Below are 15,611 nucleotides of genomic sequence, written 5' to 3'. Positions count from 1 at the left end.
ATGCGACAGGCGCAGGTGGCGCTAGAGGCCCAGCTTGGCCGCAACCAGCGCGTTGACGGTGGCCGGGTTCGCCTTGCCGCCCGTGGCCTTGATCACTTGGCCGGTGAACCAGCCGGCAAGCTTGGGGTTGGCCTTGGCCTTCTCCACCTGTTCGGGGTTGGCGGCGATGATCTCGTCAACCGCCTTCTCGATTGCGCCGGTGTCGGTGACCTGCTTCATGCCACGCGCCTCAGCGATGGCCGCTGGGTCGCCGCCTTCGGTGTAGACGATCTCGAACAGGTCCTTCGCCATCTTGCCGGAGATGGTTCCGGCGGCGATCAGGTCGATTATCCCGCCGAGTTGTGCCGCCGAAACCGGGCTTTCGGTGATGTCGTGGCCTTCCTTCTTCAGCCGCCCGAAAAGCTCGTTGATCACCCAGTTCGCGGCCATCTTGCCGTCGCGGCCCTTGGCCACCTCGTCGAAGTAGCGGGCTGAATCGAGTTCGGCGGTCAGGACGTTCGCGTCATAGTCCGTCAGGCCGTAATCGGCCATGAAACGGGCCTTCTTGGCGTCGGGGAGTTCCGGCATCCGGGCGGCAACGTCGTCGACCCAGCCCTGCTCGATTTCGAGCGGCAGGAGGTCGGGGTCGGGGAAGTAGCGGTAGTCATGTGCCTCTTCCTTCGACCGCATGGAGCGCGTCTCGTTCCTGTCGGGGTCATAGAGGCGGGTTTCCTGCACCACGGAACCGCCATCCTCGATGATCGCGATCTGGCGGCGGGCCTCATACTCGATCGCTGCCTGGATGAAGCGCATCGAGTTCATGTTCTTGATCTCGCAGCGGGTGCCGAGATGGCTGAAGTCCTGCGTGGCCTGGTATTTCTCATACTGGCCGGGGCGGCAGACCGAGACGTTCACGTCGGCGCGGAGGTTGCCGTTCTGCATGTTGCCGTCGCAGGTGCCGAGGTAGCGCAGGATCTGGCGGAGTTTCGTGACATAGGCCGCCGCTTCCTCGGGCCCCCGGATGTCGGGGCGGCTGACGATTTCCATCAGCGCGACGCCGGTGCGGTTGAAATCGACGAAGCTGAGGTTCGGGTCCATGTCGTGGATCGACTTGCCCGCATCCTGTTCAAGGTGGATGCGCTCGATCCGCACGCGGCGGGCGACGCCGGGACCCATTTCGACGATCACCTCACCCTCGCCCACGATGGGGTGGTAAAGCTGGCTGATCTGGTAGCCCTGCGGCAGGTCGGGGTAGAAGTAGTTCTTGCGGTCGAAGGCCGAGACCAGGTTGATCTTCGCCTTCAGGCCCAGCCCGGTGCGGACGGCCTGTTCCACGCAGAATTCGTTGATGACCGGCAGCATCCCCGGCATCGCCGCATCGACGAAGGCGACGTTGGAGTTCGGCTCGGCGCCGAAAGCGGTGGAAGCGCCAGAGAAGAGCTTTGCGTTGGATGAGACCTGGGCATGGATTTCCATCCCGATGACCAATTCCCAATCGTGCTTTGCCCCGGCGATCAACTTGGGCGCGGGCGCAGTGTAGGTCAGGTCAAGCATGAGGCACCTCGGACAGTCTTTGCCGGCCGGTTTAGGCCGCGCGCGCCAAAGGGGCAAGGGCGATCAGGCCGGCGGTCAGCGCGGGGTGACCGAGACGCTGCGCGGAACGCGGGCGACAAGCCCCTCGCCCCGGCGGCTGATGCGGGCCCCGCGCTGCAGTGCCGGACCGAAGACTTCGCACAAGGCATATGCAAGCCCGTCGGCGCGATGGGTCCAGCTTTCCAGATGCACCTCGTGCAGGCGGTTCCACAGCACGTCCGACAGCGCGGTCCTGGCCTTGGTCAGCTGGTAGCCCGCCGACGGGCCCATGCGGTGATAGCTGTGCACCATTCCGGTCAGGACATTGGCGGCGATGTTCGCGCGGTGCTGGCAGCCGGTCGCGGACTGGTAGTCGGCAAGCGCCTCGATGAAGAGCTCGACATCCAGGGTCGGCAGCATATCGCCCAGGGTTTCGCAGGCCGCAAGGTGGAAGATCGCGTAGGCGGCCTTGCCCGTCGCCTCATGAGACAGCTTTGCGGCACGGCGGGCGGCCTTTTCGAAGGTGGCAAGCGAGCCGAACCAGCCCGGCATCATGAAGACGGCGTGGGTGGAATGGGCCAGATCGTCCTGCGGATCAAGATCGCACCAGTCCTCAAACCAGTCGCGGCAGAGCGAACCGCCATCCTCGATCCCCCGGATCAGGAGATAGCGGGTCCCGGCCAGAAGCGGCGACATGCGCTCGATCGGGTCGAAGGCGTCGATGATCTTCTCGGCCGCCTGGAAATGTGCCGCACTTTCGGCCCAGAGATCCCGAGAGAGCTGACCCTTCGCAGCAAGCTCGCGCTTCAGGGTGCCGATGTCGATCAGCGCATGTGCCAGAAGATGGGCCGCGGCATGGTCGTCGGGATGCATCTCGAAGACCGCTTCGAAGCGGCGCAGCTCGGCCTCGGCAGCGGAGAGGTCGGTGACGTCAAGCGCCTTGCGCAGGGCGGCCCGCGCACCTTCGCTGATCAGGTGCATGACGCGCCGCCCGCCCGATGCCATCGACCGGTCCTCATCGGCAAAGCGCAACGCGTCCAGAAGATCGGCCCATTCGCCGGCATCGGCCATGGCCGCGTGATCGGCCCGCACGCAGTCCCATTCGGTCGCCTCCGGCCCCCGCAGCATCACGGGAACATCCAGCCGTGACAGGACCTGCTGGGGGTTCAGGCTTTCGGGAAAGGTGAAGGCAGCCTGCCCGACCAACCGCAGCAGATTGGCAGCTTCTTGCTGACCGGCCTCGGGCCGGGTTTTCAGCTGCATGAGCGACGGTGTAATCAGCATGCGGTCGGTCCTACCGGCGTGCAGGGGTACGCCTCTGTTTCAAGTTTGTCCGAGATCAGGGCTAAATGATGGAATTGAAGTGGATTTCGGGTGTCTATGGTGACCCCAGCGTACAGCGTTTCCCGGCGGTTTGCGCGGGTTTTTTCGCCCTTGCGTTGAGCGGATGCATTTCGTCGCAATCTGAAGACGAAATGGCTTTCGTCGCACCGCCGATGCAGTGGGACCATCACCCCGAAGGCGAGGAATGGACCGAATCAACCCTTGTTGCGATCTCGACCAAGGACCCGCTTTTGTCGCAGCGCATTCCGGCGGATATCGACACCTGGTGCCCGGGCTACGAAGAGGCCGAACTGGAAGAGCGTCGCGCGTTCTGGGCGGGCCTTCTGTCTGCGGTTGCAAAATATGAAAGCACCTGGAACCCGATCGCTTCGGGTGGCGGCGGGCGCTGGATCGGGCTGATGCAGATCTCGCCCCGCACCGCCGCCAACTATGGCTGCGAGGCAACGTCGGTGGGTGAGCTGAAGGACGGCGAGGCCAACCTTGAATGCGCCGTCGAGATCATGTCCGAACAGGTCGCGAAGGACGGAATGGTCGCCGGCGGCGGCAACCGCGGCATCGGACGCGATTGGGCCCCGCTTCGCAGCAGCGAGAAGCGGTCGGCCATGGCCGCCTGGACCCGCGAACAGCCCTATTGTAAGGCCGGCTGAGCCGGGGCAAGCCAGACCTAGCCGGAGGCAAGCAGCCGTGCTGCCATCTCATGCAGGTCTGTGCTGAGACCGGGCGTGGCAAGGATGCGTTCCAGCTCGCGTTTGGCCTGCTTGCGCCGGGCGGCGTCGTAGCGCGGCCAGGTCTCGAACGCGGCCGAGATGCGGGCGGCGGTCTGCGGGTTCACCGGATCAAGCCGGATCAGCCAGTCCGCTAGCAGGCGGTACCCTTTTCCCGAACGGTCATGAAACCCGGCATGGTTGGCCGCCAGCGTACCGAAGACAGACCGGAACCGGTTGGGGGTCTTCCAATCGAAATCCGGTCGCTCGGTCAGCCGCCGGGTCAGATCCACGGCTTCGCCGGGAGCGGCACGGGCGATCTGAAGTGCGAACCACTTGTCCATTACGTTGCTGTCGTGTCCCCACCGTTCGGCGAAGACCTCAAGCTGATCCCTGCCCTGACCTATGTCGAGAAGGGCCGATAGCGCGCCGACCTCCTCGGTCATGCTGCGCGACAGGGCAAAGGCGCGCGCGGCAAGCTTTCCTCCATCGCGCCGGGTCAGAAGGGCCAGAAGCTGCAATCGAAGCGCCCGGCGCCCGGCCTGTTCTGCGGAAGGCGAATAGGGCGCACCGTCGTCAAGGTCGTTGTACAGCCCGGCGATCCCATCTCCCAGCCGGACCGCAAGCGCACCCGACATCTCGCGCCGCGCAGCATAGATGCGCAAGGGATCGGGCACGCGGCCGGTGGAATGGATCAGCTGGGCGATGTCGTCCTCGGCCGGCAGCTGGAGGCAAAGCGCCCGGAAGGCCGGGTCAAGACGATTGTTCAGCGTGACGGCAGCGACGGCATCGGTCCAGGCCGGAGAGGGCGCGGTTCCCTTCATAACCATATCGGCCATGACCTCTCTGGCCAGCGCGGTACCCGCCTCCCATTTGTTGAAAAGGTCGGTGTCATGCGCCAGAAGAAAGGCGCGTTCTTCGGGCGATGTCCTGCGGTCAAGGATCACCGGGGCTGAGAACTCGCGCAGGATCGACGGGATGGGCTTGCTGGCCAACCCCTCGAAACGGAAGCTTTGCCGTTTCTCCGTCATCTCCAGCATCAGGGTCGGTACCACCTCGTCGCCGTTCGGGTTGAGAAGGCCAAGCTTGATCGGGATGACCCGGGGCTGCTTTTTCGGCTGGCCTGGCGAGGGCGGGGTGTCTTGTGTGAAGGTCAGGGTATAGATCCCATCGGCCCAGTCTTCGGCGACCCTCAGGCGCGGTGTCCCCGCCTCGGAATACCAGCGCGTGAACTGGGAAAGGTCACGGCCCGTCTCGTCCTCGAAGACGCGGATCCAGTCCTCGATCGTGGCCGCCTCGCCGTCATGCCGTTCGAAGTAAAGGTTCATCGCCCGCGTATAGGCCGCGTCACCCACCAGCGACTTCAGCATCCCGATCAGCTCGGCGCCTTTTTCATAGACCGTCGCGGTGTAGAAGTTGTTGATCTCGACAAAGCTCTCCGGCCGCACCGGATGTGCCAGGGGTCCCGCATCCTCGCGGAACTGCCGGGCGCGCAGAACCTTCACGTCCTCGATCCGGCGCACGGCGGCCGACCGCATGTCGCCTGAAAACTGGTGGTCGCGGAAGACCGTCAGCCCTTCCTTGAGGCAAAGCTGGAACCAGTCGCGGCAAGTGATCCGGTTTCCCGTCCAGTTGTGAAAATACTCATGCGCGACAATGGCTTCGATCCGGGCATAGTCCTCGTCCGTCGCCGTCTCGGGGCTGGCAAGGACGTAGCGGGAATTGAAGATGTTCAGCCCCTTGTTCTCCATCGCGCCCATGTTGAAGTCGTCGACCGCCACGATGTTGAAGACATCAAGATCATATTCGCGGCCGTAGACCTCTTCTTCCCACTTCATCGCGCGGATCAGGCTGTCGAGCGCGTAATCGCAACGCTCCTCGTCGCCGGGGCGCACCCAGACGTTGAGCTTGACCTTGCGGCCCGAGAAGGTGCGGAAACTGCCCGACCGCGCGCGGAGGTCACCCGCAACCAGAGCGAAAAGATAGGCGGGCTTCGGCCAGGGGTCGTCCCATTCGGCCCAGCCCTTGCCCTTGGCCACGGGGTTGCCGTTCGACAGCAGCACCGGATGCGGGCCTTCGATCCGCACCTTGAAGCGGGCCATCACGTCCGGCCGGTCCGGGTAGAAGGTGATCTTGCGGAAACCCTCGGCCTCGCACTGGGTGCAGTACATGCCCTTCGACATGTAGAGCCCTTCTAGGGCGGTGTTGCCTTCCGGCGCGATCTCGACCTCGGTCTCCAGCGTGAAGGGTCCGTCCGGCAAGGCCCGCGCGGCCAGCGTCAGACCGCGCTTGTCGACTTTGGGCCTGACCTCGCTGCCGTTCACCAGGCACCCGAGAAGCTTCAGCCCTTCGCCGTCAAGGCGCAGGGGATGGCGACCGGGACGCTTGGGGTTCGGCCGAAAGGCGATCCGTGCGCGCACCCGTGTCGCCTTCGGCGCCAGGCGGAAGGACAGGTCTACCGTGTCGATCAGATGGGTGAACGGCTGGTAGTCGGCCAGAAAGACGGCCTTGGACGCCTCGGGCATGCAAGCTTCCTTTTCTTTGAAATCTAAGGACTTGGGCGAAACCTGCAAGGGAAGATCCGGCAACAGTCCTTTGCGGCTTTACGAATCCCGCCGGTCAGCTAAATCTTGTTCCATGAATGTTCTCGTCTGGTTCAAGCGCGACCTCCGCCTTTCCGACCACCCTGCCCTGACCCGTGCCGCCGGGCTTGGGCCGGTTCTGCCGGTCTATGTGGCCGAGCCCGAGGTCTGGTCCGGCCCCGATGCCTCGGCCCGGCAGTGGGAGTTCGTGGCCGAAAGCCTGGCCGACCTGCGCCGCGATATGGCGGCACTTGGCCTGCCCCTTGTCATCCGCACCGGCGATGCGGTGGATGTGCTGGATCGCCTCTGCCGCCAGCACCGGATCAGCGCCATCGTCAGCCATGAAGAGACCGGCAACGCGCTGACCTATGCCCGCGACCGCCGTGTGGCCGCCTGGGCGCGGGACCAGGGCATTTCCTGGACCGAGCTGCCGCAGTCCGGCGTCACCCGCCGGCTCGCCACCCGCGATGGCTGGGCCGCAAGGCGCGACGCCTTCGTTGCCGCCGCCGTGCTGCCCGTCCTCCCGCTTCACCCTGTCGCCGAGGTCGAGCCCGGGCCGATCCCGACCGCCCGGTCGCTGCGCCTCCCGCCCGATCCCTGCCCCAACCGCCAGCGCGGCGGGCGGGCGCAGGGCCTTGAGCTTCTTCACAGCTTCCTTGCCCAGCGCGGTGAGACCTATCGCAGCGCCATGTCCTCGCCCCTGACGGGGGAGCGCGCCTGTTCCCGCCTCTCGCCGCACCTTGCCTGGGGGACACTCTCGGTCCGCGAGGTGGCGCAAGCGACCGCCAACCGGCAGGCAGATCGGCCCGGCGGGCGCTGGGGCGGCGCGCTGACGAGCTTTCAGTCCCGCCTCGCCTGGCGCGACCACTTCATCCAGAAGCTTGAGGATCAGCCAGCGATCGAAAGCCGCGACCTTCACCCCCTGGCCGTCACCCGCCCCCGCGACAGCGACGCCGCGCGGCTTCACGCCTGGGAGACGGGCGAGACCGGCCTGCCCTTCCTCGACGCCTGCCTGCGCTACCTGCGGGCGACGGGGTGGCTGAATTTCCGGATGCGGGCGATGGTCACGTCCTTCGCCTCCTACCACCTCTGGCTTGACTGGCGGGTCACCGGCAAGCACCTCGCGCGGCAGTTCACCGATTACGAACCCGGCATCCACTGGCCGCAGGTGCAGATGCAGTCGGGGACGACCGGCATCAACATTCCCCGCATCTACAACCCGGTGAAGCAGGGCCAGGACCAGGATCCGACCGGCGCTTTCACCCGTGCCTGGGTGCCGGAACTGGCCGGGGTGCCGGACGCCTTCCTGCATGAGCCCTGGAAATGGCCCGAAGCGCGGCGCCTTCTGGGTCACCGCTACCCCGAGCCCGTGGTCGATGCCGCCGCTGCCGCCCGCGAGGCGCGGGACCTGATCTGGCAGGCGCGGAAGGCCCCGGGCTTTGCCGAGACGGCTGCCGGGATCGTCCGCCGCCATGCCAGCCGCGCCGATCCGCGCTTTGTCAACGACCGCAGCCCCCGGCGCCCTGCGCACTCCGGGCAACTGACGCTGGATCTGTAAGCAATGCCGCGCGGGGTGAAGAAATCCGACCTGCCGCAGAAGACCTGCGCCACCTGCGGCAAGCCATTCACATGGCGGAAGAAGTGGGAAAAGGTCTGGGACGACGTGCGCTACTGTTCCGACCGCTGCCGGGCCGCGAAGGGTACGATTTCTTTGAAGAAATCGGACCGGAGCCTTTGAAGGCTCCGATCCGGAGTTTTCAAAGACTCCGGCTTCACCCCGCCGTCAGTCCGCCCCGACGAACCGCGCCAATTTGCCCAGCGTCTGCTGGCCAAGCTCCGGCGCCCCAAAGCTTTTCGCCCCTGCAAATTCGTCCGGGGTCTGGAAGACCATCCCCAGCCGCACCCGCGTGGCCCCTCCTTCGTCGACAAAGTCGGCCCAGGCATCTGCATGCTTCGGCCCGCCATCGCCCCAATGAAGCGCGTATTCGATCCGCGCCTGCGGGATCACGCGACCATAGCGGTGATGGTTCGGCCAGACCTTGCCGTCCGGCCCGATCATGTCGAACACCCATTCGCCGCCATCGCGCAGGTCGATCCGTGAGGTCCGGCAGGAAAAGCCGTCCGGGCCCCACCACTGCGGCAGCGTCTTGGGGTTCATCCAGGCCCCCCAGACAACGCCGACCGGCGCCTTTATGACGCGTTCCAGAAGCATCGTCCGTTCCGCCACGCCGGCCAGGTTGTTGATCCCCGCGCCATAGCCGTGGCGATAACCGGCCTCCATGTTCTCGGCCAGCGCGCAGAGCTGGATGGTCAGCGCCACCTTGCTTTCGCGGTCGTCACCCGTGAACTCGGCCGTCACCAGCGCGGCCGCATCCGTGCCGGACGGCGAGGTGATCAGCTCCGAATTCACCGCAATACGGCCCGGATCAAGATGCATCCACTGCACCTCGGCCCGGATGTCGGGATAGCCCGCCGCCTTGCAAAGCGACACTTCGCGTCCCCCGACCTGAGTCACGGATTCAAGGACTTCCACCGTCACCTCGGGCGATGGTGCGGCCCAGACGGCGCGGGCGGCAGGTGCTGTCCAGGCCTGCCAAAGTGTCTCAAGCGGTGCCCTGACCTCGCGATCGAACGTCAGGGTTGCGAAACGGCCGGTCATGTCATGCACCCCTTTTCATTAGCCCTTGCGCGTAGTCCTCCAGTTGGGTGACCACGGTGCCCCAGCCTTCGTAAAAGCCCATGTCCTTGTGGGCCTTGGCGGTGTCGGCGTTGCGATGCCGGGCAACTGCCGTGTATTTGGTCCGCCCGTTGCCGATATCCTCGAAGGTCAGGATCGCCGTCATGAAGGGCTCCGGCGCCGGCTTCCAGCCTTCGGTATAGGCATCGGTGAAGACCAGCCGCTCGTTCGGAACCACCTCCAGGTAGACGCCGTTGTTTTCCATCAGGTTGCCATCGACGTCGAAGGTCGTGTTGCAGCGCCCGCCCACCCGCACGTCAAGGTCACAAGCTGTGACCTTGTGCGGCTTCGGGACGAACCAATGCACAAGGTGCTCCGGTGTCGTCCAGCACATGTAAAGGATCTCGCGCGGCGCATTCACCTCACGCTCGAGGACGAGGTCCAGCTCGGGATCGAGGGTCTGTTCATTTGCCATTCTGCCGCTCCTTCATCAGTTTGGTCACGTAATCGTCCAGCCGGTCGAGCCGCGCTTCCCAGATCGCCCGCTGCTCTTCCAGCCAGTCGCGCATCGGCGACAGGGCCTCGGGCTGCAGGACACAGGACCGCACGCGCCCGTCCTTCTGCGTGGCAACCAGTCCCGCCTCTTCCAGCACCGACAGGTGTCGCATCACCGTCGGAAGCTTAAGTCCGGTTGGCCCGGCAAGTTCCGACACCGGCGCCGGGCCGCGGGCCAGACGCGCCAACATCATCCGCCGCGTCGGATCGGAGAGGGCGTGGAAGAGAAGGTCCAGTGTGGGATCATGCTTAGCCATATCGCTAACTATCTGCTCTCCCGACCGAGTCGACAAGCAAAAACTTAGCAAACTGGCGAAGTTTCATCTTCCGTACTTCCGGACAGGTCCTTTTCGGATTCCAGGGTTATGTCGTCCGCCTCGCGCCTTGCCGCAGCCCAGCGCCCTCGCCTATTGTGTGCCACAGCATACAGAAGTGCCCCCGCCAGAGGAGATGAGGCCATGACCGACCGGACCCTTCGCGCCGGACTTCAGGTGGACGCGGTCCTGGCGCGCTTTGTCGAGGACGAGGCTCTGCCGGGAACCGGCGTTGGGGCAGAGCACTTCTGGAACGGCTTCGCGGCCCTTCTGGCCGACTTCGCCCCCCAGAACCGTGCCCTCCTTGCCCGCCGTGATGACCTGCAGGCCCGGATCGACGCCTGGCACGTCGCCCGACGGGGGCAGCCACACGACCATGCCGCCTACAAGGCCTTCCTGACCGAGATCGGATATCTTCTGCCCGAAGGTCCGGATTTCACGATCGGAACCGCCAATGTCGACCCCGAGATCGCCCGCGTTCCCGGACCGCAGCTGGTTGTGCCGATCACCAACGCCCGCTATGCCCTGAACGCCGCCAATGCCCGCTGGGGCAGCCTTTATGACTGCCTCTACGGCACAGACGCGATGGGCTCGTCCCCTCCCCCCGGCGGATATGAGCGGGGCCGTGGCGCGCGGGTTGTCGCCCGGGCGCGGGTCTTCCTGGACGAAGCCTTCCCGATCGCCGGCACCAGCCACGCCGACGTCCGGCGATACTACGTCAAGGACAGCCAGCTTCTGGTCGACGACCTGCCGCTGGTCGACCCCTCGAAGTTCGCCGGCTACCGCGGCAACCCCAGGGCGCCGGATGCGGTTCTCTTGCGGAACAACGGGTTGCACGTCGAACTGGTCTTCGACCGCGCCCATTTCATCGGGGCTCGCGACCAGGCCCTCTTGGCCGACGTCCAGCTGGAAAGCGCCCTGACCGCGATCATGGACTGCGAGGATTCGGTCGCCTGTGTGGATGCCGAGGACAAGGTCGGCGCCTACCGGAACTGGCTGGGGCTGATGAAGGGCACCCTCTCGGAGACCTTCCAGAAGGCCGGCCGGACGGTGGAGCGGAGGCTGAACCCGGACCGGGAGTTTCTGGACCCCACCGGCAGCCCCTTCACCCTCAAGGGCCGCGCGCTGATGTGGGTGCGGAACGTCGGCCACCTGATGACCAACCCGGCGATCCTGCTGCCTGACGGGTCCGAAGTCCCCGAGGGCCTGATGGATGCGATGCTGACCGTCACCATCGCGCTGCATGACTTGAAGAAGGCCGAGGGGCTGCGGAACTCCGTCCTGGGCTCGGTCTACGTGGTGAAACCGAAGATGCACGGGCCGGAAGAAGTGGCCTTCGCCGACGCGGTGATGGCGCGGGTCGAGGAAGTGCTGGGGCTGCCGAAGGCGACGGTGAAGCTCGGGATCATGGACGAGGAGCGGCGGACGTCGGTCAACCTCAAGGAATGCATCCGGGCCGCGAAGGATCGCGTGGCCTTCATCAACACCGGCTTCCTCGACCGGACCGGGGACGAGATCCACACCTCGATGGAAGCCGGGCCGTTCAGCCGGAAGGACTTCATCAAGCGGAAGGCCTGGATCACGGCTTATGAGGCCCTGAACGTCGACATCGGGCTGGAATGCGGGCTTTCTGGCCGCGCCCAGATCGGCAAGGGGATGTGGGCGATGCCTGACATGATGGCGGCAATGCTGGACGAAAAGATTGCCCATCCCCGCGCGGGGGCGAACACGGCCTGGGTGCCGTCCCCGACTGCGGCCACCCTCCATGCGCTCCACTATCACCGGGTGGATGTGATGGCGGTGCAGGCGAAGCTGGCGAAGGGGGGCCGCAGGGCGCATGTGGACGGGATCCTGGATATCCCGCTGGCAAGCTTCCGGGCCTGGAACCGCGCCCAGGTCATGCGGGAGGTGGAGAACAACGCCCAGGGAATCCTCGGCTACGTCGTGCGCTGGATCGACCAGGGGGTGGGCTGTTCCAAGGTGCCGGACCTGAACGATGTCGGGCTGATGGAGGACCGCGCGACCTGCCGGATCTCGGCCCAGCACATCGCGAACTGGCTTCATCACGGGGTGGTCAGCGAGGGGGAGGTGATGGAGGCGATGAGGAAGATGGCGGCCGTGGTGGACCGGCAGAACTCTGGCGATCCCCTTTACCGCCCCATGGCCCCGGCCTTCCAGGGGGCGGCGTTCCAGGCGGCCTGTGATCTCGTCTTCAAGGGGCGGGAGCAGCCTTCGGGGTATACCGAACCCCTCCTCCACGCCTGGCGGCTAAGGGTGAAGGCGGGGTAGTGACCACAGTGGTCAAAATCGGAATATGAAGCGATTTCAGTTGGTTAAGTTTTTCTGTTAGGGTGGCCTTAACCATTGCCCCGGTGGCTTGCCGGGCATATCCGACTTGCTGCCTTTCCCAAATCCCGGTTGCATGGTCCACGGTCTGATCGTGGTCTCGGAAACGTGCTTCCCCACGCGAAAAACCGGCCTGCGAATGGGCTCCGGATGATCGGGATCGGGGGAATCGTTTGCGACCGGACCTGACAGTCCCAATTGCGGGAGCTGACGGTCAAGAGCTCTAGCCTCAAGGGCCAGGGCGAATGCGACCTGATCGCGGAAATGCTGTTTCGCTGCGGGATCGTCGTAGTAGGTCAGACTGTCCACCCTGGCCAGAAGATCGGCTGATCCGAGCTTTTCCCGGGCCAGTGCAAGATGGCGACAACACTCGGCCACCTCGCCGCGCTGGGCAAGGCAGGCAGCATAGCGCATTTCGCCGTACTCCCGGAGATTGGGGATCAACCGAAGCAGGGCGATGACCTCGTCAAACCGGTCAAGCGCAAGCAGCGCGCAGGCATGATCCTGTCGATACCAGTCCGGTGGTGCCGGGTTGATGGAATAGGCGCGGTCGAACCATTCCAGCGCCTCGGCCGCCTTGCCGCGGCACGTCATCACAAAACCCAGAATGCTCATCGTGTCCGCATCGGCCGGGTTCAGATCGATCGCGCGAAGGAGGCTTGCCTCGGCGGCTGCACCCTCTCCCGCGCAGGCCTCGGCCAGTCCGAGAGCGCGCAGGCAGAGCGAGTCATGCGGTGCCAGCCGGACAGCCTGACGCGCCAGAAAGAGCGCTTCCGGATCCGAGCCGCAGAAGTTCCGGCTTGCCATCCGGGCCATCGCCATTCCCGCCTGCGCCCGTGCATGGGCGGGATCAAGATCAAGCGCCGTGTCGAAGAGGGCGAAGGCTTCGTCGTTGGCCTGCGGGTCGTAGCTTCGAAGATGCACGAAGGCGCGCGTGCTCAGACTTTCGGCCGTTGCAGGTGTGCGGTTCGTCCGCGTGGCCTGCTCTGCGACGCTTTCCCGGACAAGCTGGAGCTGGCCAGCAACAGCCATCGCCACCCTCGCCATGCTGTCCCTGACATTCGATGCCGGAAGGAGAAGGGTCTCACCCCAGATCTGGCGGTCGGCGCCGACGGTGCCAAGCCTGACGACAAGCGCCAGACCTGCCCCGGCGACGCTGAGGGAGCCATCAACCACATAAGCGGCGCCGACGGCTCGGGCTGCCGCCTTTGTCTGGCCGGTCAACGTCATGGCTTCGGCGACGGACCGAGGGTTGACGAGCGAAAGGTGACCGAACCGGGCAAGCAGTGCAGCAAGTTCATCGGTGAGTCTGACGGCGAGTTCCTCGAATTCCGGGCTGTTTGCCGGCCAGGCCAAAGGCAGGACCGCTATTCTTGGACCGAAGAGATCGGGCGATGCAGGGACGAGCGTTTCGGTCCCGCATTCGGCAAGCATGTATCCGCGCCTGTTGACGGTCCGGACCATGTCCGCATCCGGACCAAGCCCGCGACGCAGGAGTCTGACCGCCTGAGTCAGGGAATCCTCCAAGACCGTGACACCGGGCCACATCGCTTCGAGCAAGGCTTCCTTGGGAACGATCGCGCCCCGGCTTCGCGCCAGGCAGACGAGGAGTTGGTAGGGTTTGGGCTGCAGGCGGACAGCGTGGCCGTCCCGGATCAGAAGACCCCGTTGGAGATCAAGGTGCGAAGTACCAATCTGAACGCTACCAGCCATGGATGCCAACCGGAGCAAATTGATTGTTCAAATTGCCCAAAGCGTCTCACATCCCCCCGAGTCCTGTCAAGGAAGCCGCGGCAAGGATCGGTCGTTCCGAAACAGATGCGCCTTGCAGCCCGGACCTGCAGACCGCAGGTCCCGGCCTGGCCAATCAGTTCGAGGCGAGGCCAAGGTCCCGGCGAACCTCGGACTCGCAAATGAACATGCGCGAGCGGTTGGCTTGCGGGCTTCCCGCCGTCACCTTTCCCGCACGCGCATCGGCGGCGGCCTTAAGTTCCGCCATGCAGTCACGGATCTCGGCGCTGTAGACTGCCCGTAACTGCTTGCAAACCTCGGTCGCATCGGGTGCGGGCCCGACAAAGGGACAGGTGCCTACTTGCGTATCGGCGTTCGCAATTGAAACCAGAGAGGTGTAAAGGAAGGCGGCTGCAAGAACCGGCAGGACGGTTGGAAAAGACTTCATGTCAATAACCTCCTTGAAAGAATTTGGCCATGTGATGCTTTGCTTTTGAGGCGCGATCCCGGCCGTTCGGCGATCAGGTGTTCAGTTTGCAGCCAGCAACACAGACTCTTTGGGTCAGGGCTTCATCTCCGTCCCCTGTTTCGATTGAACTGACTGCAACACCAGATTGCCCGAGCGATCCTCGCTGGAGTTTCAAGAACATTGCATCAATCACAGGATGGACCCGAAAGGCCTTTCAGTCCTGAACATGGCCCGATGGTTTTCCGATGAAACTCCGATCTGCCGGGCGGTTCACTCCGGCCAGACCGTTTCGGAAGGGGACCGTGCAGGGCCAGTCCCCGGCATGTCGCGACGATTATGACGGGGCCGCGATCTAGGCAATGTCCAGCGCGATTGCGTGGACCCGCTGGTTCAGATCCCCTAGCGCCTGGTGCACGGCGCGGTGTCTTGCCACGCGGGACATCGGCGCGAAGGCGGCGGCCCGGATCAGGATGCGGAAGTGGCTTTCGCCGGAACCGTCATCCCCCGCGTGGCCGGCGTGGCGGTGGCTTTCGTTCACGACCTCAAGCGTCGTGGGCGAAAAGGCGGCGGTGAGGCGGGCCTCGATTTCGTCTTTCACGGTCATTTCGCCTCAGCCCCCTTCAATCCGGCGGGAAAACACCTAGACTTGTGGCCCCGAGTCGGAAAGCCCCATCGGACCCCCGTCGGAAAGGCCCTGCACGCATGTCCACCCGCCCGCCCTTTGACTTCAACATCAGCGCGGCTGCGGCCAAGAAGCGCAAGACGGCGGGGCGGCGCGGGATGTCGGGAATCTCGGAGGCCGCCGACCGGCCCTGCGACTATCCGGGGTGCAAGGAGAAGGGCGCCTTCCGGGCGCCGAAATCCCCGGACCTGCTGGATGAGTTCTTCTGGTTCTGCAAGGACCACATCCGCGAGTACAACCTGAAGTGGAACTTCTTCCAAGGCACCACGGACGAGGAATTCCAGAAGTTCCTGGACAAGAACCGGGTCTGGGAGCGGGAGACGAAGCCTTTCAGCCGGCTTGGCGACGGCAATGCCTGGGCGCGGCTGGGGGTGAACGACCCGATGTCTCTTCTGGGCGAGAAGGCGACGCAGAACCCGGGCAAGTCGCTGTCGACCGCGACGCGGAAGCTGCCGCCGACCGAGCGGAAGGCGATCGAGATCCTGGATGCCCGCGACACCTGGACGAAGACGGAAATCCGCAAGCAGTACAAGGCGCTGGTCAAGGACCTGCATCCCGACATGAACGGCGGCGACCGGCGCGACGAGGAGCGGCTGCAGGAGGTCGTCTGGGCCTGGGACCAGCTGAAGGACAGCCGGTACTTCCGCGACTAGCGC

At 64.9% G+C, this 15,611-nt stretch carries 14 protein-coding genes; 5 read left to right on the top strand and 9 right to left on the bottom strand.

The window, feature by feature from the left end:
* Nucleotides 1–21 precede the first annotated feature (21 nt).
* The gene (gene gatB, locus AC2D9V_RS12350; protein WP_484714365.1) at nucleotides 22–1,533 is read right to left on the bottom strand and encodes an Asp-tRNA(Asn)/Glu-tRNA(Gln) amidotransferase subunit GatB; all 1,512 of its coding nucleotides are present in this window, start codon (nucleotides 1,531–1,533) and stop codon (nucleotides 22–24) included.
* Between the two features lie 75 nt (nucleotides 1,534–1,608).
* Nucleotides 1,609–2,835 carry a hypothetical protein gene (locus AC2D9V_RS12345; protein WP_484714364.1) on the bottom strand — a complete coding sequence of 409 codons (1,227 nt, stop codon included), beginning with the start codon at nucleotides 2,833–2,835 and terminating at the stop codon, nucleotides 1,609–1,611.
* A 191-nt stretch (nucleotides 2,836–3,026) separates the two neighbouring features.
* Here AC2D9V_RS12345 and AC2D9V_RS12340 point away from each other — a divergent pair, with 191 nt between their 5' ends.
* Entirely contained in the window at nucleotides 3,027–3,542 is a 516-nt protein-coding gene (locus AC2D9V_RS12340; RefSeq protein ID WP_484714363.1) for a transglycosylase SLT domain-containing protein, read from the top strand.
* 17 nt (nucleotides 3,543–3,559) lie between these two features.
* Here AC2D9V_RS12340 and pepN read toward each other — a convergent pair whose 3' ends face one another.
* Nucleotides 3,560–6,124: an aminopeptidase N gene (gene pepN, locus AC2D9V_RS12335; RefSeq protein WP_484714362.1), complete on the bottom strand. Its 2,565-nt coding sequence runs from the start codon at nucleotides 6,122–6,124 to the stop codon at nucleotides 3,560–3,562.
* 112 nt (nucleotides 6,125–6,236) lie between these two features.
* Here pepN and AC2D9V_RS12330 point away from each other — a divergent pair, with 112 nt between their 5' ends.
* Both AC2D9V_RS12330 and AC2D9V_RS12325 read left to right on the top strand, forming a co-directional pair.
* Nucleotides 6,237–7,739, top strand: coding sequence for an FAD-binding domain-containing protein (locus AC2D9V_RS12330; RefSeq protein WP_484714361.1), 1,503 nt, complete (start codon nucleotides 6,237–6,239; stop codon nucleotides 7,737–7,739).
* 3 nt (nucleotides 7,740–7,742) lie between these two features.
* Nucleotides 7,743–7,919 (top strand): DUF2256 domain-containing protein, encoded by a 177-nt coding sequence (locus AC2D9V_RS12325; RefSeq protein ID WP_484714360.1) that lies wholly within the window; start codon nucleotides 7,743–7,745, stop codon nucleotides 7,917–7,919.
* A 45-nt stretch (nucleotides 7,920–7,964) separates the two neighbouring features.
* Here the strand turns inward: AC2D9V_RS12325 and AC2D9V_RS12320 are convergent, their stop codons facing one another.
* The 3 genes from AC2D9V_RS12320 to AC2D9V_RS12310 are packed head-to-tail and all read right to left on the bottom strand — an operon-like array spanning nucleotide 7,965 to nucleotide 9,670.
* Complete coding sequence (locus AC2D9V_RS12320; RefSeq protein ID WP_484714359.1) at nucleotides 7,965–8,840, bottom strand: SRPBCC domain-containing protein; 876 nt, start codon at nucleotides 8,838–8,840, stop codon at nucleotides 7,965–7,967.
* A 1-nt stretch (nucleotide 8,841) separates the two neighbouring features.
* The gene (locus tag AC2D9V_RS12315) at nucleotides 8,842–9,333 is read right to left on the bottom strand and encodes an SRPBCC family protein (RefSeq protein ID WP_484714358.1); all 492 of its coding nucleotides are present in this window, start codon (nucleotides 9,331–9,333) and stop codon (nucleotides 8,842–8,844) included.
* Entirely contained in the window at nucleotides 9,323–9,670 is a 348-nt protein-coding gene (locus tag AC2D9V_RS12310; RefSeq protein ID WP_484714357.1) for an ArsR/SmtB family transcription factor, read from the bottom strand. The genes AC2D9V_RS12315 and AC2D9V_RS12310 overlap by 11 nt, the downstream gene beginning before the upstream one ends.
* A 201-nt stretch (nucleotides 9,671–9,871) precedes the next feature.
* On the opposite strand from AC2D9V_RS12310, the gene AC2D9V_RS12305 reads away from it, so the two are divergent.
* Nucleotides 9,872–12,016 carry a malate synthase G gene (locus AC2D9V_RS12305; protein ID WP_484714356.1) on the top strand — a complete coding sequence of 715 codons (2,145 nt, stop codon included), beginning with the start codon at nucleotides 9,872–9,874 and terminating at the stop codon, nucleotides 12,014–12,016.
* Nucleotides 12,017–12,073: 57 nt separating this feature from the next.
* Here AC2D9V_RS12305 and AC2D9V_RS12300 read toward each other — a convergent pair whose 3' ends face one another.
* From AC2D9V_RS12300 to AC2D9V_RS12290, 3 genes are all read right to left on the bottom strand, one after another.
* Entirely contained in the window at nucleotides 12,074–13,786 is a 1,713-nt protein-coding gene (locus AC2D9V_RS12300) for a winged helix-turn-helix domain-containing protein (protein ID WP_484714355.1), read from the bottom strand.
* 154 nt (nucleotides 13,787–13,940) lie between these two features.
* Nucleotides 13,941–14,252, bottom strand: coding sequence for a hypothetical protein (locus AC2D9V_RS12295; protein ID WP_484714354.1), 312 nt, complete (start codon nucleotides 14,250–14,252; stop codon nucleotides 13,941–13,943).
* A 373-nt stretch (nucleotides 14,253–14,625) separates the two neighbouring features.
* Nucleotides 14,626–14,877 carry a BolA family protein gene (locus AC2D9V_RS12290; RefSeq protein WP_484714353.1) on the bottom strand — a complete coding sequence of 84 codons (252 nt, stop codon included), beginning with the start codon at nucleotides 14,875–14,877 and terminating at the stop codon, nucleotides 14,626–14,628.
* A 98-nt stretch (nucleotides 14,878–14,975) separates the two neighbouring features.
* Between AC2D9V_RS12290 and AC2D9V_RS12285 the strand changes: the two genes are divergently transcribed.
* Nucleotides 14,976–15,608: a J domain-containing protein gene (locus AC2D9V_RS12285; protein ID WP_484714352.1), complete on the top strand. Its 633-nt coding sequence runs from the start codon at nucleotides 14,976–14,978 to the stop codon at nucleotides 15,606–15,608.
* The last annotated feature ends 3 nt before the right edge of the window (nucleotides 15,609–15,611 follow it).

The organism is Tabrizicola sp. T46, from assembly GCF_057219895.1.
The sequence above is the reverse complement of the archived record's forward strand: the minus strand, read 5'-3'. Positions and strand labels throughout refer to the sequence as shown.